The sequence below is a fragment of the Stutzerimonas azotifigens DSM 17556 genome (assembly GCF_000425625.1).
Taxonomy (GTDB): domain Bacteria; phylum Pseudomonadota; class Gammaproteobacteria; order Pseudomonadales; family Pseudomonadaceae; genus Stutzerimonas; species Stutzerimonas azotifigens.
Genome location: NZ_AUDU01000016.1, coordinates 138,183 through 157,303, shown reverse-complemented (window position 1 = coordinate 157,303; position 19,121 = coordinate 138,183). Strand labels below are relative to the sequence as shown.

The 19,121-nt window shown below is 68.8% G+C and carries 15 protein-coding genes; 7 read left to right on the top strand and 8 right to left on the bottom strand.

Translation table 11 applies throughout. The features are described 5' to 3' along the window. Positions 1 to 42: 42 nt before the first annotated feature. Positions 43 to 324, top strand: coding sequence for a DUF2218 domain-containing protein (locus tag H610_RS0100660; RefSeq protein ID WP_028237931.1), 282 nt, complete (start codon positions 43 to 45; stop codon positions 322 to 324). A gap of 4 nt (positions 325 to 328) precedes the next feature. On the opposite strand, the gene H610_RS0100655 is transcribed toward H610_RS0100660, so the two are convergent. After that, on the bottom strand, positions 329 to 1,141 hold the full coding sequence (locus H610_RS0100655; RefSeq protein ID WP_028237930.1) for a M23 family metallopeptidase: 813 nt from the start codon (positions 1,139 to 1,141) through the stop codon (positions 329 to 331). Positions 1,142 to 1,841: 700 nt separating this feature from the next. On the opposite strand from H610_RS0100655, the gene H610_RS0100650 reads away from it, so the two are divergent. After that, positions 1,842 to 2,216, top strand: coding sequence for a DUF6152 family protein (locus H610_RS0100650; RefSeq protein WP_051231403.1), 375 nt, complete (start codon positions 1,842 to 1,844; stop codon positions 2,214 to 2,216). A 34-nt stretch (positions 2,217 to 2,250) separates the two neighbouring features. Next, positions 2,251 to 2,688 carry a DUF6644 family protein gene (locus H610_RS0100645; protein WP_201768333.1) on the top strand — a complete coding sequence of 146 codons (438 nt, stop codon included), beginning with the start codon at positions 2,251 to 2,253 and terminating at the stop codon, positions 2,686 to 2,688. A 243-nt stretch (positions 2,689 to 2,931) separates the two neighbouring features. Here H610_RS0100645 and glgX read toward each other — a convergent pair whose 3' ends face one another. The 6 genes from glgX to glgA form a co-directional block, all read right to left on the bottom strand. Then, complete coding sequence (gene glgX, locus H610_RS0100640) at positions 2,932 to 5,082, bottom strand: glycogen debranching protein GlgX (protein ID WP_028237927.1); 2,151 nt, start codon at positions 5,080 to 5,082, stop codon at positions 2,932 to 2,934. Between the two features lie 66 nt (positions 5,083 to 5,148). Further along, on the bottom strand, positions 5,149 to 5,493 hold the full coding sequence (locus H610_RS0100635; RefSeq protein WP_028237926.1) for a DUF2934 domain-containing protein: 345 nt from the start codon (positions 5,491 to 5,493) through the stop codon (positions 5,149 to 5,151). A gap of 21 nt (positions 5,494 to 5,514) precedes the next feature. After that, complete coding sequence (locus H610_RS0100630) at positions 5,515 to 8,304, bottom strand: malto-oligosyltrehalose synthase (RefSeq protein WP_028237925.1); 2,790 nt, start codon at positions 8,302 to 8,304, stop codon at positions 5,515 to 5,517. After that, positions 8,301 to 10,373, bottom strand: a complete 2,073-nt coding sequence (gene malQ / locus H610_RS0100625; RefSeq protein ID WP_028237924.1) for a 4-alpha-glucanotransferase — start codon at positions 10,371 to 10,373, stop codon at positions 8,301 to 8,303. The genes H610_RS0100630 and malQ overlap by 4 nt, the downstream gene beginning before the upstream one ends. Next, positions 10,370 to 12,139, bottom strand: a complete 1,770-nt coding sequence (gene treZ, locus H610_RS0100620) for a malto-oligosyltrehalose trehalohydrolase (RefSeq protein ID WP_028237923.1) — start codon at positions 12,137 to 12,139, stop codon at positions 10,370 to 10,372. Before treZ ends, malQ begins: the two co-directional genes overlap by 4 nt. Before the next feature lie 8 nt (positions 12,140 to 12,147). Continuing rightward, complete coding sequence (gene glgA, locus H610_RS0100615; RefSeq protein ID WP_028237922.1) at positions 12,148 to 13,698, bottom strand: glycogen synthase GlgA; 1,551 nt, start codon at positions 13,696 to 13,698, stop codon at positions 12,148 to 12,150. Between the two features lie 291 nt (positions 13,699 to 13,989). On the opposite strand from glgA, the gene H610_RS0100610 reads away from it, so the two are divergent. Then, the gene (locus H610_RS0100610) at positions 13,990 to 14,481 is read left to right on the top strand and encodes a CinA family protein (RefSeq protein WP_028237921.1); all 492 of its coding nucleotides are present in this window, start codon (positions 13,990 to 13,992) and stop codon (positions 14,479 to 14,481) included. A 723-nt stretch (positions 14,482 to 15,204) separates the two neighbouring features. Next, positions 15,205 to 16,830, top strand: coding sequence for a methyl-accepting chemotaxis protein (locus H610_RS0100605; RefSeq protein WP_028237920.1), 1,626 nt, complete (start codon positions 15,205 to 15,207; stop codon positions 16,828 to 16,830). Positions 16,831 to 16,882: 52 nt separating this feature from the next. Here H610_RS0100605 and H610_RS0100600 read toward each other — a convergent pair whose 3' ends face one another. After that, positions 16,883 to 17,938, bottom strand: a complete 1,056-nt coding sequence (locus tag H610_RS0100600; protein WP_051231407.1) for a mechanosensitive ion channel family protein — start codon at positions 17,936 to 17,938, stop codon at positions 16,883 to 16,885. Positions 17,939 to 18,195: 257 nt separating this feature from the next. On the opposite strand from H610_RS0100600, the gene H610_RS0100595 reads away from it, so the two are divergent. Together H610_RS0100595 and H610_RS0100590 are read left to right on the top strand one after the other, a co-directional pair. Beyond that, positions 18,196 to 18,726, top strand: coding sequence for a ferritin-like domain-containing protein (locus H610_RS0100595; RefSeq protein ID WP_043237279.1), 531 nt, complete (start codon positions 18,196 to 18,198; stop codon positions 18,724 to 18,726). An 86-nt stretch (positions 18,727 to 18,812) separates the two neighbouring features. After that, positions 18,813 to 19,106, top strand: a complete 294-nt coding sequence (locus H610_RS0100590) for a DUF2061 domain-containing protein (protein ID WP_028237917.1) — start codon at positions 18,813 to 18,815, stop codon at positions 19,104 to 19,106. Positions 19,107 to 19,121: the final 15 nt, after the last annotated feature.

The following is a 19,121-nucleotide window of genomic DNA, read 5'->3' as shown; positions in this document are numbered from 1 at the left end:
GCCCGCTGCCGCGTGCCCGTTCATCCCCTGGGAGGCTCCGTCATGCTCGAATCCAACGCCACCGTTTCCACCGCCAACTCGCAGCGCCTGGTCAATCGCCTGTGCAAGCACTGGGGGCACAAGTTTCCCGTGCACCTGCACGACGAGGGCGGCGACATCGAGCTGAGCCTCGGCCACTGCGCGCTGCGGCACTGCGAGCAGGGGCTGGAGGTGCGGCTGCGGGCCGAGGACGAGGCGGCGCTGGCGCGCCTGCGCGAGGTGGTGGCCGACCACCTGCAGCGCATGGCCGGCGACGAGACGTTGGGCTTCGACTGGCGCGGCTGATCGCTCAGGGTTCGCCCATCGCGAAGTTCGGCAGGCTGTCCACCGGACGGCTGAAGCGGAAGGGGATGGACACCAGGTCGCCCGCGTGCGGCTTCTGCACCACGAAGTGCAGGTGCGGGCCGGTGCTGCGCCCGGTGTTGCCGGAACGGCCGAGCAGGGTGCCGGTAGCGACCTTCTGGCCGACCTTCACCGCCACCGAACGGCGCTGCAGGTGCAGGTAGGCGCTCTCCGTGCCGTCGTCGTGCCGGATGCGCACGAAGTTTCCGGAAGGGTTCGGCCAGCGTCCGGCCTGGCCGCTCTCCAGGTCGACCACCTCACCCCCGCGCGCCGCGACGATGGGCGTGCCGGGCGGCATGGCGATGTCCACCGCGTAGCGCCCCTTTGGCGTGTTGTGGCTGAAATCGCCGCCGGCGCCCTGGCTGATGCGGAACGGGCCGCCGCGCCACGGCAGCTCGTAGGGCGGCCCCTCGGCGGTGGCCAGCGCGCCCGGCTCGGGCGAGTAGTGCAGGCGGTAGCTGAAGGCGTGCTTGTACATCATCGGGAAGCCGGCCTTGCGCTTGCGCAGGCTGGCGATGCGCACCTGACTGCGCGGCGCCACGGTGCGCTGGATGACGCCCTTGCCGATGCCGCTGACGTTGACCGGCCGATCGATGCGCAGCACCGCCCTGACCGGCACGTCCAGGTCGTTGCGCACGATCATCGCCTCGCCCTGGCCCTCGCGCTTGACCACCAGCCGCACGCCCTGGGCATGGGCCAGGCTGGCCAGGAAGGGGGTGGCGGTCATCAGCAGGCACAGCGCGAAGCGTAATGTCGTCATGGGCGTGTTCCTTCACCTGGAGCGGGCGGGCGGTGAGGGCGGCGCAAGGCTGCCAGGCGTTGGGACAGGGCCAGGGTTTGACGGTTCAGTCGGCGGGACGAGTGGCGCTGCGTTTGGAAGCGGAGCGCGGTCTCCTTCATCCGGCCCTGCGGGCCACCTTCTCCCGCGGGGAGAAGGGAAAGGGACGCCCGGTGTTGCCGATGGCGGCGATGCACACCGGTAGGGGAGCAGGCTCTGCGTGCGACCATGGGGATGCAGGTGGGCTTCAGCCCACCGTTGTGATCCAAGGCCGATTCGGTGGGCTGAAGCGGAACGCCGCCCGGCCCACCCTACGCGGAACGCCGCCCGGCCACCCTACGATCCCTGAAGCATGCCGCCCCGTGGAGCGACTATCTTGACTGCAGAACGAGTCCCATCGCCGTTGCAGCCAAGGTCGCTTGGCAGTCGCCGCGAGGGCGCGCTTCCCACAGGATTCGATAGGCACCGCTTGTTTTTGTGGGAGGCCCGACCTCGGGCGATACACGCATGGAGCGGACTCGACCGCGAACAAGGCCTGCCACTTGGTGCGATTCGCGCGCAACAACCCGGCGCCCCCTCGCTCTGCGACCAGGTCGGAAACGTCCGCTGGCACTTGCGCCTGGAGCGGCGGCATGGGTCTTCCTATAGTCAGTAGCGGTCCTTCACGCAACGGGAGCGGAACATGTCCTTTCGAGCACCGATTTCCCTGATCCTGGCCGCCTGCCTGGCGCTTTCCAGCATGGCCGCCTTCGCCCACCACGGCTGGTCCTGGGCGGAAGAAGAGCAGATGGAGCTGACCGGCACCGTCACCCGGGTGCAGATCGCGCCGCCGCATCCCTGGCTGGACGTGGAGACGCCGGACGGCACCTGGCGCGTCGAGCTCGGCAATCCCAGCCAGACCGAGCGCGCCGGCTTCACCGCGGAGTCCGCCCGCGAGGGCGACACCATCAAGGCCACCGGCAATAGATCGAAGGATCAGGCCGAGAAACGCATGAAGGCCGTGCAGATCGAGGTCGGCGGCGAGACCTACGACATCTACCCGGAACGGATCGAGTAAGCCCCGGCCCATGGAGCAGGGGCTCTGGAGCGCCTTGTCGACCCTGCCGCCGGCGGTGCTGCTGCAGCGCAACGGCACCACCTACCTGCTGGTCAACGCCGCGCACATCGCCGCGCTGGGTGTGCTGATCGGCAGCATCCTGACCCTCGACCTGCGCCTGCTGGGCGCCTTCCGCCAGGTGCCGCTGGCCCTGGTCGGGCCGCTGCTCTCGCGCATGGCGGCCTGCGGCCTGGCGCTGGCGATGCTGACCGGCGCCTGGCTGTTCCTGGTCAACGCGGTGGACTATGCGGCCAACATCGCCTTTCGCATCAAGCTGGGGCTGATCGCCCTGGCGGTGCTCAACGCGCTCTGGCTGCATCGCCGGGTCTGGACGCAGGAGCGGCCATCGCCGGCGGTGCGGCTGCACGGCGCACTGTCGCTGCTGCTGTGGCCGAGGGTGCTGGTGGCCGGGCGCTGGATCGGTTTCGTTTGAAGGGCATTTGCCGGGCTTCGCCCCGTGGAAGCGGTCCTGACCGCGAACGATCGTCGCGTCGCCAGATCGCGGTCGAGACCGCTCACACAGAAGAGCGCATCGCCCCGAGGTCGGGCCTCCCACAACAGCACGCGGTTCCCGCCCGGTCCTGTGGGAGGCGCGCCCCGCGGCGACATGGCCGCTCCCACGAGCGCCAAAGCCCAACCTACGGGCGACCACCCGGCATCACCACGGCCAACCCGCTCATTCCTCGTCCTTGATCAGCTCGAACAGCAGCAGCGAGCGGCTGGTCACGGTGTACTGGTCGTCGAATTCGAACTGCTGCGGGCGCGCGGTCGGCTGGTTGGTGTCGATCAGCCGGTTCCAGTGCATGCCCTGCGGGACCTCCGGCAGGGTGAAATCGACCTCGAAGTGGTTGGCGTTGATGATGATCAGCAGCGTCGCATCCGAGCCGGCGCGGCGGATGCCGGTCGGTTGCGCGCGGCCGTCGAGCAGCATGCCGAGGCAGCGGTTCTGCGGATCTTCCCATTGCTCGACCGACATCTCCTCGGCGTTCGGATCGAGCCAGGTGACGTCCTTCACCCCGAGTTCTTCGTTGTAGGCGCCGACGAAGAAGCGCGAGCGGCGCAGCACCGGGAAGCGCTGGCGCAGGCGGATCAGCTTGCGCACGAAGTACATCAGCGCCTCGCCCTCGGCGCCCCATTCCCAATTCACCCAGCCGATCTCGCTGTCCTGGCAGTAGGCGTTGTTGTTGCCGTGCTGGGTGCGGGCGAACTCGTCGCCGGCGACCACCATCGGCGTACCCTGCGAGAACAGCAGGGTGGCGAAGAAGTTGCGCATCTGGCGGAAGCGCAGGGTGAGGATTTCCGGGTCGTCGGTCGGCCCCTCCACGCCATGGTTCCAGGAGATGTTGTTGTCGCTGCCGTCGCGGTTGTCCTCGTCGTTGTCCTCGTTGTGCTTCTGGTTGTAGGAGACCAGGTCGTTGAGGGTGAAGCCGTCGTGCGCGGTGACGAAGTTGACCGAGCTGAACGGCCGGCGTCCACGCTGGTTGTAGAGGTCGCCGGAGCCGGTCAGGCGCGCGGCGAAGTCCGCCAGCTGGCCCTCGTCGCCTTTCCAGAAGGCCCGCACGGTGTCGCGGAACTGGTCGTTCCACTCCGCCCAGCCCGGCGGGAAGCGGCCGACCTGGTAGCCGCCGGGGCCGATGTCCCAGGGCTCGGCGATCAGCTTGGTGCCGGCCAGCACCGGGTCCTGGCGGCAGGCGACGAGGAAGCCGTGGCGCTCGTCGAAGCCGTAGTGCTCGCGCCCGAGGATGGTCGCCAGGTCGAAGCGGAAGCCGTCGACGTGCATCTCGGTGGCCCAGTAGCGCAGCGAGTCGGTGACCATCTGCAGCACGCAGGGGTGGCTCATGTCGAGGGTGTTGCCGGTGCCGGAATCGTTGATGTAGTAGCGCTTGTTGTCCGGCATCAGGCGGTAGTAGGAGGCGTTGTCGATACCGCGCATCGACAGCGTCGGGCCCATCTCGTTGCCCTCGGCGGTGTGGTTGTAGACCACGTCGAGGATCACCTCGAGCCCGGCGTTGTGCAGGTGCGCCACCGTCTCCTTGAATTCGCTGATCTTGCCGCTGGCCAGATACGCCGGGTTCGGCGCGAAGAAGGCGATGGTGTTGTAGCCCCAGTAGTTGGCCATGCCCTTTTCCAGCAGGTGCTGGTCCTGCACGAAGGCGTGGATGGGCAGGAGTTCGATGGACGACACGCCGAGCTTGCGGATGTAGTCGATCACCTCGGGCGTCTTCATTCCGGCGAAGGTGCCGCGGTACTGCTCGGGCACCGCCGGATGGCGCATGGTGTAGCCGCGCACGTGGGTCTCGTAGATCACTGTGCGGTCCCAGGGCACCTGCACCGGCTGGTCGCGGCCCCAGGTGAAGGCCGGGTCGATGATCTTGCTCTTCGGCACGAAGGGAGCGCTATCACGCTCGTCGAAACTGAGGTCGCCGTCGGCGTGCCCGATGGTGTAGCCGAACAGCGCTTCGGACCAGCGCAGGCTGCCGACCAGCTGCTTGGCATAGGGGTCGATCAGCAGCTTGTTCGGGTTGAAGCGGTGCCCCGCGTCGGGCTCGTAGGGGCCGTGCACGCGGTAGCCGTAGATCTGCCCGGGGTGCGCGTCGGGCAGGTAGCCGTGCCAGATCTCGTCGGTGAATTCGGGCAGCTCGATGCGCTCGATCTCCTGCTCGCCGGCATCGTCGAACAGGCACAGCTCCACCTTGGTGGCGTTGGCCGAGAAGATCGCGAAATTGACGCCCAGCCCGTCCCACGTCGCGCCGAGCGGGAAGGGTAGGCCTTCGCGGATGCGCGAATGAGTCATGACCTGCGGCGCCTGGGACTTTTTGTTGGGCATGGGCTCTCCATTCGGCCCCGCAGGGCCGGTGTCGCGGGAAACGGGGGCGGGGTGGCGCTGAGGCTTTCAGCTTTCCTTCTTGCCCGCCCGGGTGGTACGCGGTTTCTTAATGGCCTTGGGCGTGCCGGCTTCGGCATCGGTGTCGCCCTCGGGTGCCGCCGGCGTGGCCGCGGCGGTCGTGGTCGCGCGAGTGCTGCGCGCAGTCTTGGGCTTGGCTGCCGGTGCGGCTTCGGTCGGCTTGGTCGCCGTGCGCCGTGCGCGCGTGGCCGGCTTGGTCGCGGTGCCGCCTTCTTCGGCATCGGCCAGCTTGCGTGCCATCTCCCAGTGACGAGCGTCTTCTCCTTCGGGGCATCCCTCGGACTCCCAGATCTGGTAAGCCAGTTCGCGGATGCGCTGCTCTTTTGCACTCATGTGTCTGTTTCTCCTGGTGTTTTATAGCTTTGTGTGAAGGACTGCGACGGAAAGGCTTCCCAGCACCTGGGCCACGCTCAGGCCCGCCTGTTGGGGTGAGACTGTGATCTGGTCGAAAAGTCCCGCGAGCGGCTTGCCGTTCAGCGCTTCGGGCAGGGCCACCCGGGTGTCGCCCCAGGCCGCGGGCTCGACGAAGGGCCGGGTGCTGTCGCCGAGCAGGCCCGAGGCGAGCCGCGGCACCACCACCACGGCCCAGGCGTCGCTCCACTGGCGGGCGAAGGCGACCACGCGTTCGGCCTGCGCGCCGTGCACGCTCAGCGGCTGGTAGCTGCCCTCGGTGAACAACTGCGGGACGGCGGCGCGCAGGCCCAGCGTGCGGGTGATGACGAACTGCTTGATGCGGCCGTCCTGCCAGCTGTCCAGCAGCTCGGCGGGCTGCGCGTCGGGGTGCAGCGAGCCGCGCCGCGCGACGAAATCCACCGGCCGGCGGTTGTCCGGGTCGACCAGGCTGTAGTCCCAGTATTCGGCGCCCTGGTAGAGGTCGGGCACGCCGGGGGTGGTCATCCGCAGCAGCGCCTGCGCCAGGCCGTTGAGGGCACCGGCCGGCGCGAGGCCGGCCGCCGCGGCAGCGATGTCCCGGCGCAGTTCCGCGCCTTCCGGCGAGGTCAGCAGGTATTCGGCATGGGCCCGGCAGGCGCCTTCGTACGTCTGGTTCGGATCGGCCCAGGTGCTGCGCAGCTTGGCCTCGCGCAGGGCCTTTTCCTGCCAGCGCAGGATGCGCTCGCAGTAGGCCTGCATGCCGGCCTCGTCATCCGCCGACAGCCCGGGCGGCCAACTGCCCAGCAGGGTCTGGAACAGCATCAGCTCGTCGCCGGGCGAGGGCGCGGGGCCGTCGTCCAGCTCCTGGCGCCAGCCTGCCGCGAGCTGCCGCCAGTAGCCGACCTTCCCGGCGAACCAGTCGGCGCGCTCGCTGATCACCGCGATGCGCGCACGGTTGTCCTCGCCACGCTTGTGGTCGTGGGTGGCGGTGGTCAGCAGGTTGCGCGGGAAATGCTCGTGACGGGCCAGGCATTCCCGGTGGAAGGTCTCGACGGTGCCGCTGAAGTGCTGCGGGTCGAAACCGACGTCGTTGCGCGACAGCAGCACGCCGGAGCGGTAGCAGGCGGTGTCTTCCACGGCCTTGGCGGCGGCCGGGGAGGTCAGTTGCTGGAAGCGCGCCGCGGCGTAGCGCCGGGCCTTGCGCGCCGGGCCGGGGGGCAGTTCGCGCAGCGGCTGCCCGCCGAGCCAGCGCTCGAGATGCTCGAGCAGCGGCCAGTCGCCCTCGCCGAGGGTCGTCCGTGCGCCGGCCAGGGCCTGCTGGAAGAAGGGTTCGTCGGCCTCGCGGCGGCCGCCGGCGGCGATGTAGGTGCGGTACACCGGGAAGTGGATGATCAGCTCCAGCAGTGCCCGGCGGATGGCGCCAAGGGTGATGTCGCGGGTCATCAGGTCGCTGCGCGCCACCTGCAGCAGCGCCTGCGCGACCGTCTCGAAATCGCCGGCCAGCGTGCCGGTCAGCACCAGCTGGCGGGCGGCGCGCGCTTCCTCGAGGAAGTCGGAGGAGCGCCCGCTGGTCTCGCTCCACAGCGAACACAGCCGCGCCTCGCCGGCAGGGTCGTGCTGCAGCAGCGAAACCTGGTTCATGAACTCGTAGCCGGTGGTGCCGTCCACGCCCCAGTCGTCGTGCAGGCGCTCGCCGGCGGCGAGGATCTTCTCGACGTAGATCGGCACGTGGTCCAGCCGCACCGGCTCCGGCCGGCCGGCGTTGAGCCGGTCGACGCGGCGGCGCAGGCGCCGGCAGTAGCCGCGCGGGTTGGCCAGGCCGTCGATATGGTCGATGCGCAGCCCGTCCACCAGGCCCTCGCCGAGCAGCTCGAAGATCTTCGCGTGGGTTTCCTCGAACACCACCGGGCGCTCCACGCGCAGGCCGCCGAGTTCGTTGATGTCGAAGAAGCGCCGCCAGTTGATGTCGTCTGCCGCGGTGCGCCAGCTGGCCAGCCGGTAGTGCTGGCGCTCCAGCAGCCGGTGCAGGCGCATGAAGCCGTCCTCGCGGCTGGAGTCGTAGAGTGACAGGGCATTCTCCAGCGCCTCGCGCGCGGCCGCGTCCTGCAGCAGCTGGGCCAGCTCGGCGCGCAGTTCGCGGGCGCGGGTGTAGGGGTGCGGCGATTCCTTCAACTCGTCGAAGCGTTCGGCCAGCGTCACCAGCTGCGGATGGCCGCTGCTGCGCAGCACCTCGCCATAGGTCGGCGGAGTGATGGGGAAGCGGTGCTCGTAGTGTTCGGCGTACAGCTGGCCTTTCTCGGCATCCAGCCGCAGCGGGATCTTGCCGTCCTTCAGCGCGTCGCCGTAGTCGCTGCCGAGGGAGGGCACCAGCAACTGGCCTTCGAGCAGCGGGTCGGGCGAATTCCACTCGATGTCGAAGAACTGCGCATAGGGGCTGCGCCGGCCCCACTCGAGCACGTCCAGCCACCAGGCGTTGCCGGAGCCGCCGACCGCCATGTGGTTCGACACGATATCGAGGATCAGCCCCATGTCGCGCTGTCGCAGCGCCTCGACCAGCCGGCGCAGCGCTTCTTCGCCGCCGAGCTCGGGGTTGATTCGGGTCGGGTCGATGACGTCATAGCCGTGCACCGAGCCGGGCCGCGCGGTGAGCAGGGGCGAGGCGTAGAGGTGACTGATACCGAGGTCGGCGAAGTAGTCCACCAGCGCGGTGGCGTCGTCCAGGGTGAAGTCCTTGTGGAACTGCAGGCGCAGGGTGGCAGTGAGTGCTTTCATCGGTTGCGGCTCCGAGTGGCCCCACGGGCCTCGGCCAGTCGCGCGAGGCGGCGCGCCGCGACGGGACCGTCAAGGAGGGTGGCGCTGTCGCCGGGATAGCGCCGTTGCCAGTTGGGGTGGATCTCGACGATGCCGGGCATGTTCGGCTGTTCCTCGAGGCCCAGGGCGTCCTCGACCGGCAGCAGCACCAGCGGCGCGGGCGTGTGGCCGAGAAAGCCGACGCTGGCGTCGACGGCCTGTTCCGTACTCAGCAGTTCATGCCCGTGAGCGCCGGAATCGGCACGCAGCGCGTGGTTCAGGCCGCCGCGTTCGTGCTCGCGCGCGTGCCACTGCTGCGTCCGGTCCTCTTCGCGCACCTGGCCGACGCGGATGCGCCAGTCGATGTCGCGCCCCTGCCACCAGCCGGCGATGGTCGGGATGTCATGCGTGGTGGTGGTCGCCAGGGCCTGTGCGGAGTACTGCTGCGGGGCCTGGAAATGTCCATTGTGCTGCTCGAACAGCAGCACCCGCATGCCGAGCACGCCGCGTGCGGCGAGCACGTCGCGCAGGCCGGGCGGGATGGTGCCGAGGTCCTCGCCGAGGATCACCGCCCCGTGCCTCCAGGCCTCCAGGCACAGCAGCCGGAGCATGTCGTCGAAGGGGAAGTTCAGGTACACGCCCTGCTTCGGGTCGGCGCCGGCCGGCATCACCCACAGCCGCTTGAGCCCGAGCACGTGGTCGATGCGCATGCCGCCGGCGTGCGCCAGGTTGGCCCGCAGCATCTCGATGAAGGCGCGGAAGCCGTGCTGCTTCAACCCCCAGGGCGAGAACGCGGAGATGCCCCAGTTCTGGCCGTCGCGGTTCATGATGTCCGGCGGCGCGCCGACGCTCAGCGAGGCGAGCAGTTCGCCCTGGCGGCTCCAGGCCTGGCTGCCGCCGCCGTCGGCGCCCACCGCCAGGTCGGCGATCAGCCCGATGGGCATGCCGGCGGCCTTCGCCGCCTGCTGCGCGCGCTCCAGGCCGCGGGCCATCAGCCACTGGCAGAAGGCGTGGTAGCTGACTTCGTCGGCATGCTCGTCGGCGAAGCGCTTGACCGCCGGATCGCCCGGGTCGCGGTAGTGCTCGGGCCAGTGGCGCCAGTGCTGCGGATGGCCTTCGGCCGAAAGCATGTGCCCGTGCAGGGCCTCGAAGCGGCAGTGGTTCTCCAGCGCCTCGCCGCCGGCGGCGCGGAAGCTCTCGAAGTCCTGCGCCTGGGCGTTGCCGCCGGTCCTGAAGTCGTCGTAGAGCGCGCGCAGCAGGCGCTGGCGCGAGCGGGCGATCGCCGGCCAGTCGATCAGCTCCAGGCCCTCCAGCCGCGCCAACTCCTCGCCCAGACCGCAGGATTCGATGGCCTGGCGCAGCGGTCGCTCGCCGAGGATGCTGCCCGGCGCGCAGTGCAGCACGTTGTAGAACAGCCGGCTGGAGGGCGAGTAGGGACTGTACTGCTCGATGTGTGCGCTGAACATCGCATGCACCGGACTGATGCCCAGCGCCTGCGCGCCGTGCGCCGCGGCATTGCGCGCCAGGGCCTCGAGCGCCTGGGTGTCGCCGAGGCCGCCGTCGCCGGGCCGGCGCAGGCCGTAGAGCTGGACGGTCAGGCCCCAGGCCGCCTCGCCGGCGATCTCGGTCACGGTCGGACAATGCGCCGGCGCCACCGCCAGGCCGAAGTGGCGGTCGCCGATGGACACCTGGTGGTAGCCGATGCGGTCGACGCCCTGCAGCCGGGCCTGGTCGTCGAGCCGGCCTTCGCGCCGCTCGCCGTCTTCCAGGGTCAGCATCCAGCGCTCGCCGGGGCTGAAATAGGGCTGCAGGTCGAGGGCGTGGTGCCGGTCGACGGTGAGCAGCGGCGGCAGGTTGGCGCCGCCGCTGGTGGAGCGCAGCTTGTCCAGACTGGCGTCGATGTCTGCGTCGCTGTCGGCGCGCAGGCCGAGCTCGGCGAGCACCCCGCGCAGCACCTCCGGCGATACCCGCTGGTCGCGGTTGTCAGCATCGACCCAGTCGATCGACAGGCCCGCCGCCTCGGCCAGTTCGTGCAGGCGCCGCTCGTTCATCGCGCGCCCTCCAGGTGGAACACCGCGGTGCCCGGCGGCAGTGCGCCGGCGGCCAGCGCATCCGTCGGACGGCTGGCATGCAGCGGCTCGGCGTCTGGCAGCCGGACCTTGACCGCGTCGCGCCCGAGGTTGAGCGCCAGGTGCAGGGTGCTACCGTCGCCGAGCGTCCAGCGCGCCTGTGCGGCGCCTTCGCCGAGCGCCTGTGCGCCGGCGAAACGCGTGCCCTGCAGGCGCGGCACGATCCGTTCTCGGCGCAGGTCGAGCAGCTCGCGGTAGAGCGCCAGCCACTCGCCGTGGCCGGGTTCGGAGGCGCTGGTAAAGTCCGGGCGCGAGTCCTCGAAGGTGGTCAGCGCGTTGGGATCGGGAATGCGCTCGCGCATCTGCTCGTCGGCGAATTCGGCGAACTCGGCGAATTCGCTGCGGCGGCCTTCGCGCACCGCATCGGCCAGTTCGCCATGGTGGCTGGTAAAGAACAGGAACGGCTGGCGCGCGCCCCATTCCTCGCCCATGAACAGCAGCGGGATCATCGGGCCGAGCAGCAGCACGGCGGTCGCCGCACGCAGTGCGTCGGGATCGGCGAGGGTGACCAGGCGATCGCCGAAGGCGCGGTTGCCGGTCTGGTCGTGGTTCTGCAGGAACAGCACGAAGGCGGTGGTCGGCAGGTGCGCGCTGGGCTCGCCGCGCGCATGCCCACGCCGGGTCTGGTGGCCCTGGTAGATGAAGCCTTCGCCGAGGAAGCGCACCAGCTTGTCGGTGGACGCCTTGTGGTAGTCGCCGTAGTAGCCCTGGCTCTCGTCGGTCAGCAGCACGTGCAGCACGTTGTGGCCGTCGTCGTTCCACTGCGCGGTGAAGCCCTGGGTCAGCAGGCTGGCGCGGTTGTCCTCGTTCTCCAGCACCAGGTGCACGTGGCGGCCGGGTTCGACTTCCTGGTGCACGCGCTCGGCCAGTTCGGTGAGGAAGGTGCGGTCGGGAATCGCGTGCACGGCGTCCATCCGCAGCCCGTCGAAGCGGTACTCCAGCAGCCACATCAGCGCGTTGTCGATGAAGTAGTCGCGCACTTCGCGGCGGCGGAAGTCGATGGCATCGCCCCAGGGCGTCTGCTGGTCGTGGCGGAAGAAGTGTTTGGCGTAGCGGCCGAGGTAATTGCCGTCGGGACCGAAGTGGTTGTAGACCACGTCGATGAAGACCATCAGGCCGAGGTCGTGGGCGGTGTCGATCAGTTGCTTGAGCTCGTCGGGCGAGCCGTAGGCGGCCTCGGGCGCGTAGGGCAGCACGCCGTCATAGCCCCAGTTGCGCTCGCCAGGAAACTCGGCCAGCGGCATCAGCTCGATGGCCGTCACGCCGAGCTCGGCGAGCGCCGGCAGCCGCGCCGCCACGCCCTTGTAGCCGCCGAGCAGGCCGACGTGCAGTTCGTACAGCACCGTTTCGTGCCAGGGCCGGCCCCTCCAGTCGGGGTGCTGCCAGCGGTAGGCCCCGGGGTCGACCACCAGGCTGGCCGAGTGCACGTCCTCGGCCTGTGCCCGGGATGCCGGATCGGGCACGTCCAGTTCGTCGTCGATGCGAAAGCGGTAGCGGGTGCCTGGCCCGCAGGCGGCGTCGACGCTGTACCAGCCGTCTTCGCCGGCCTGCATGGCAAGGGTCGGGCCCTCTTCGAGGCGCAGATCCACGCGTTGCGCGTCGGGGGCCCAGAGCCTGAACCGGGTGTTGGTCTGATCGAGAAGCAACGGTCCGTGTCGAGCTGCGGTCCTGAGACGCTGCATCTGCATTGTTTACCTCACCTCGGGAGAGCGACCTCGCATTGCTCGCCCAGCAGTCGTTTGTACAGCCGGTCGTAGGGGTCGATGGCCTGGCGCCAGAAGAAGCCAGCCCCCATCGCCCGGCAGCGCATGGCGTTGAGCAGCTGCGGGAAACGATGCACGGCCAGCGCCCGCTCGACCGCATGGCGGTAGGCCTGCACCTCGGGCGCGTCGAACAGGAAGCCGGTGACGCCATCCTCGATCGAATCGGCCAGCCCGCCGGTGCGCCGGGCGACCGGCAGCGAGCCGAAGCGCTGCGCGTACATCTGGCTGAGCCCGCAAGGCTCGTAGCGCGACGGCATCAGCAGGAAGTCGCTGCCGGCGAACAGCAGCCGCGCGTCCGGTTCGTTGAAGCCGATGTGCACGGCGATCTGCTGCGGATGACGCTCGGCCAGCGCGCGGAGTTCCGCCTCGATGTGCGATTCGCCGCAGCCGAGGATCGCCAGCTGACCGCCGGCCTCGACGATGCTGCTGGCGGCGCCCACGGTGAGGTCAAGGCCCTTCTGGTGGGCCAGCCGCGAGACCACCGCGAACAGCGCGCCTTCGCTGTGCGGCAGGCCGAAGCGCTCGCGCACCAGCGCGGCATTGGCGGCCTTGCCGGCCCACTGCATCGGGGCGAACTTGTGCGGCAGGTGCGCATCGGTCTGCGGGTCCCAGCTTTCGTCGATGCCGTTGAGGATGCCGCTCAGCAGCCCCTGGTCGGCCTTCCAGCGCAGGAAGCCCTCGAGCCCGCAGCCGAACTCGGGCGTGGTGATCTCTTCGGCGTAGGTGGCGCTCACCGTGGTTACGTGGCTGGCGTAGGCGATGCCGGCCTTGAGCATGCAGAGCTTGCCGTAGAACTCCATGCGGTCGTGGTGGCAGGCCTCCTGCGGAATGCCCAGCGAGCGGCGCAGGCTCATGTCCAGCGTGCCCTGGTAGGCCAGGTTGTGGATGGTGAACACGCTCGGCGTCTTCAGCCGGCGCCAGTGCATGTAGGCCGGCGCCAGGCCCGCCTGCCAGTCGTGCGCGTGCACCAGGTCCGGCACCCAGCGGATGCAGGCGTTGCCGGCGGCGAGCTCGGCGGCGGCCAGGCCCAGGCGGGCGAAGCGGATGGGGTTGTCCGGCCAGTCGTGGCCGTGCTCGTCGCCGTAGGGATTGCCGGGCCGGTCGTAGAGCTCGGGGCAGAGCAGGGCGTAGATGATCAGCCCGTCGGGCATGTCCATCCGGCCGATGCGGCAGGGCGGCAGGTCCGCATGGCCTTCGAGCCGGCCGACTACCCGGATCGGATGGCCGCTGTCGATGACCTGGCGATAGCCGGGGATCAGCACGCGGACGTCGTGCAGGTCGCCGAGCGCGCGGGGCAGGGCGGCGGACACGTCGCCGAGGCCGCCGGTCTTGACCAGGTCGGTCAGCTCCGAGGTGACGAACAGGATTTTCTTCTTGCTGCCCTGGCCGCTGCGGATCTGCAACAGGGGGCGGGTAGGGGACGCTATCCGGAACGAGGGTTTGATCGGCCGGATGTTCTGGGCGGTCACAGCTGCTTCACTCATCAGATTCTCCATAGCGACCGGCTTCCAAGCCGATGCCGACTACGAACGCAATTCCACACGCGTCAGCCCCAGGGGAGCGACGCACCATGAGCACAGCAAGGCTTGGTTTAGGTAGTTGCCGCGGACGCGGCCAGGAGCTGCAATGGCCCTACCCTGAACCAGACCCGGACCCCCTGATTTAGTTCGGGCCGTCGGACGGAATTTATCGCCCTGGAACTCGGCCCTTGCCGGGCGGCTCGGAACCCATACGGGACCAGCCCGATTCCGCCCCTTTTCGAGTGTGCAAAAACGATGCAAAACCTCGCCGATCTCATCGCCTTCCTGGACAAGCGCGAACTCAAGCTGAGCACCGCCGAATCCTGCACCTGCGGCCTGATGGCTTCGCTGCTCGGTGACATCCCGGGCTGCGGCCAGGTGCTCGACTGCGGCTTCGTCGTCTACTCGCCCGAGGCCAAGCACAGGCTGCTGGGCGTGCGTTTCGAGACCATCGACCGATATGGCCTGACCAGCGAGGAGGTCGCCACGGAAATGGCCCTCGGCGCGCTCGCCGCCAGCGCGGCCAGCATCACCGTGGCCAACACCGGCGTCGCCGACGACTCGGAAGAGGACGCCGGCGGCACCCAGTGCTACGCCTATGCACTGATGCAGGGCGAGCGGCGGGCGGTGATCAGCGAAACGGCGCGATTCGAGGGCGACCGGGTGGAGATTCGCAAACAGGCCGCGCGGTACGGGTTGGAGCGTATACCGGAGCGGTATGCGGAATTGCTGGAGAAATTGCGCTAGGGCGGGAGTCTCGCTTGCCGTGCCACGTGGCGGGTGGGGGGCATGCTATGCCGGAGGCATTCTGTGCGGTCTTGATCGCGCCCTTCGCCCGGGCCCTGGTCGCAGGCAGAGCCTGCTCCTACAGGTGTTCGCCCGGGCCTCAGGCGGCGCCGGCCTTTCCTTCTCACGCGGTGCCCTCACCCCAGCCCTCAGGGGGATGGTCTGGTGTCGCTCCGCAGATATCCTGCGGACCCCGGTCGCAGGCAGAGCCTGCTCCTAGAGGTGTTTGACCAAGGCCCGGGCGGCGGCGCCGGCCTTTCCCTTCTCCCCTTGGGAGAAGGTGGCCCGCAGGGCCGGATGAGGGGCGGGTTGCCGCTCCTACAGACTTGTGTGCGCCGAACCCAAGACTGGGCCCAGGAAAGCGCGGCGAGCGAACACCAAACGCGGTGCCGGATCGTTCGCGGTCAAGTCCGCTCCCACAGGTCTCCGGCTCCGTTCGTGGGGCAACGACTCGGCATCCTGGCCGCCAAGCCACTTGCCCCCAGGCCCGCGGCAATCGGTCGCTCCACGCCATCCCGCATGCTAGAGCGGTCCGCCAATTTCCGCGCCCCGCACAAGGGTATTTTTGCAGTGGAACGCTCAAGCGCCGCTCTCGAAATGCCGATACAGAAGGTGTCGTTTAGAGCGGTAGCTCAACAATCAGCGCTGAGGCGATAAATACAAAAACTGTCAGGAACCCTCGCTATGTTATTGAGAAAATTCGGCATCGCGCCGCGATCGATCGTCTTCTTCACAGCGGTCGCGCTGTTGGTCGTCATCCTCGGGCTGTTTTCCCTCGCCAGAATGGAAAACATCCGCGCCTCGACCGAAGACATGATGGAAAACAAGCTGCCCAGCTACGCGCTGCTCGGCTCGATGCAGGAAAACGTGCTGCGTCTGCGCATCGTCTCCTTTCGCCTGCTGGTCGACCGCGATCCCCAGGACCTGCAGGTCACGGTCGCCCGCGGCGCCGAGCTGGCCGGCATCCTGCAGGGTGAGAAGGACGCCTACCAGGCGCTGATCTCCAGCCCGGAAGAACGGGAGGCGTTCGAGCGCTTCGACCGGCAGCTGTCGCATTACTACGAGATCAACGACAGGCTGCTTCGCCTCTCCGAGCAGGATCGGGTCGGGGAGATGCAGCAGTTGCTGAAGGGCGAATACAAGGATTCCTCCGATACCCTGGCCAAGCTGCTGGGCGCACTGGTCAAGGCGAACCGGGAGCAGGCGCGGGCATCCGGCGCGGCCGCCACGGCGAACTACGACCACTCGGTCAGGGTGGTATGGGCCGTCATGCTGCTGGCCGCCGCCCTGACCGTCGCCCTGGCGGTTCTGCTGACCCGCAGCATCGTCCAGCCGCTGCGGCAGGCGGTCGGCGTGGCGCAGACGATCGCCTCCGGCGACCTGAGCAAACCCGTCTCGGTGGTGGGCGCCGACGAGCCTGCGCAGCTGCTCCACGCCCTGCGCGGCATGCAGAGCCAGCTGCGGGAGACCATCGAGAGCATCGCCCAGTCCTCCGACCAGCTGGCCTCGGCCTCGGAAGAGCTGAACGTGGTGACCGAGGATTCGGCGCGCGGGCTGGTCCAGCAGAACGACGAGCTCGAACAGGCCGCCACGGCGGTCAACGAAATGACCACCGCGGTGGACGAGGTGGCGCGCAACGCCGTCAGCACCGCCGAGGCTTCGCAGGCGTCCGATCGCACCGCGCGGCGCGGGCAGGAGCAGGTCGACCACACGGTCGAATCCATCACTACCCTGGCCGGCGACGTGCGCGGCACTTCCGATCAGGTCCGCAGCCTGGCGGAGAAGGTCCACGAGATCAGCAAGGTGCTCGACGTGATCCGTTCGATCGCCGAGCAGACCAACCTGCTGGCGCTCAACGCGGCCATCGAGGCGGCGCGCGCCGGCGATGCCGGGCGCGGCTTCGCGGTGGTGGCCGACGAGGTGCGCGCGCTGGCGCACCGCACCCAGCAGTCGACACACGAGATCGAGCAGATGATCGGTGGCATCCAGCAGGGCACCGAGCAGGCGATGACGTCCATGCAGGCCAGCACCGAACGCGCTGCCGCCACGCTCAGGCTGGCGGAGGCGGCAGGCGAGGCGCTGAAGGAAATCACCGCGGCGATCAGCCAGATCAGCGAACGCAACCTGGTCATCGCCAGTGCGTCCGAGGAGCAGGCGCAGGTGGCCCGCGAGGTCGACCGCAACCTGGTGAACATCCGCGACCTGGCCGTGCAGACCTCGACGGGCGCCAACCAGACCAGCGCGGCCAGCCAGGACCTGTCGAGGCTGGCGGTGAACCTGAACACGCTGGTCGGCCGCTTCCAGCTCTGACCGTTCCGGCCGCGAAAACATCGGGCGCCTCCATGGCGCCCGATTCGTTTGGCTACACCGGCGGCTGCCGTTCCGGCTCGACGTGCTCCGGTACATGGGTGTCGGATTTCGGCGGCTTCTGCCCGACGCTGAGGTCGGCGCGCAGCTGCGGCAGCGCCTGCGGGTACTGGCGCTGGATGAAGCCGATCAGGTTCTCGCGGATGTGGCAGCGCAGGTCCCAGTTTCGCGACGAATCCGGCGAGCTGACCAGCGCGCGCAGCTGGATCGACTTCTCACTGGTGTCGGTCACCTGCAGCACGCACACGCGGCCGTCCCAGAGTTCCGGCACCTCCTTGCACAGCCGCCGCAGTTCCTCGCGCAGCGGTTCCAGCGGCAGCGAATAGTCGACCCAGAGGAACACCGTGCCGATCAGGCTGGAGCTGCGCCGGGTCCAGTTCTGGAAGGGTGTCTCGATGAAGTACTGCAGCGGCACCACCAGCCGGCGGTCGTCCCAGATGCGCACGATGACGTAGGTGCCGGTGATTTCCTCGATGCGTCCCCATTCGTTCTCGACGATGACCACGTCGTCCAGGCGGATCGGCTGGGTGATCGCCAGCTGCACACCGGCGATCAGGTTGGCCAGCACCGGGCGCGCGGCGAAGCCCACCGCGAGGCCGGCCAGGCCGGCGGAGGCGAGCAGGCTGGTGCCGAACTGGCGGGCCGCCGGGAAGGTCATCAGGATCGCCGCCAGGCCGATGGTCATGACGAAGAAGCTGATGGTGCGGAACAGCACGCGGGTCTGCGTCTGGATGCGCCGCGCCCGCAGGTTGTCGGCGATGTCCACCGGGTTGCTGAGCAGGATGATCTGCTCGATGCCGCGCAGCGCGCGCAGGATCAGCCAAGTGAAGCCGAACACGATCAGCACGCCGGTCAGGCGTCGCGCCAGGGGAATCAGCATCAGGTCGTCCGGCGCCGAGAGCCACACGGCCTGCACGCCGAGCAGCGGGATCAGCACGCGCACCGGTTTTTCCAGGCTGCGCGACAGTTCCCGGGTGACCAGGAAGTTGCGTGCCAGGCGCAGCGTCAGCGCGGTGATCAACCGCCCGAACAGGCCGAGCACGACCAGCATGGTGAGCGCGGCCGCCAGGGTACGAAGGGCCGGGTCGGAGATCACGTTCCGCCACGTCAACCAGCCATTCAGTGCTTCTAACGCTTCGATGTGCCCGCTCCCCCTGCCTGCGTTGATCCGCAAAAGTGACTTGTCGAAAGCGTCGAAAGTTCACGCAGGGGCCCGCCGGACGGTGGGGAACTCCCCGCGCCCGACGCGCCTCACACCTGTCAGGGAGCCGCGGCTCCGTAACCTTCCCGACATCGAGGAGTAGCGACATGCAAAGTGCACAGACAGGTAACGACGCCCGTGTGGAACGCTTGATCGAGTGGCTGCGTGACGCCCACGCGATGGAAGCCCAGGCCGAAAGCATGCTGAGCCGCCAGGCCGAACGCATCGAGCACTATCCGGAGCTCAAGGCGCGCATCGAGCAGCACATCCGCGAGACGCAGAACCAGGCCAAGCTGGTGGAATCCTGCCTGCGCCGCCACGATGCCTCCTACTCCGGGATCAAGGACTTGGGCGGCAAGATGATGGCGATGGGGCAGGCCATGGGCGGCATGATGATGGGCGACGAAATCGTCAAGGGCGCCCAGATGGGCTACGTGTTCGAGAACCTGGAGATCGCCTCCTACGAGATCCTGATCGCGGCCGCCGAGGCGGTGGGCGACCTGGAAACCAAGAAGGTCTGCGAGCAGATCCTGGTCGAGGAGGAGGCCATGGCCGCCTGGCTGCGCGAGCACCTGCCGAAGATCACCCAGGACCACCTCACCCGACTGGCCACGCCGGGCGTCGAAGCCAAGCGTTGACGGCCAGGCCGCGGGCGCAGCGCCCGCGGCCTTTCACCCCCGCATCTTCCGCGCACACCCGGGGCCTTGCCCTGTCTGGGGAACCGATGAAGCAATCGCTGCTCAAGACGCTTACCTTCGCCATCCTGCATTTCGCCACGGCCTTCCTGATCGTCTACGCGCTGACCGGCAGCGTGGTGATCGGCGGTACCGTGGCGCTGATCGAACCGCTGTGCAACACGCTGGTTTTCTTCCTCCACGAGCGCGCCTGGGAGCGCTTCGGCCAGCGCCGCGACCGCTCGTCGCATTACGGGCATGACCTGCTGCTGCAATACTTTCGCGGTCGCGATGGTCACAACAAGGCCGGCGAACGGTCGTCCGCGCGCTTTCATCGTGGCTGACCGGGCGCACAACGT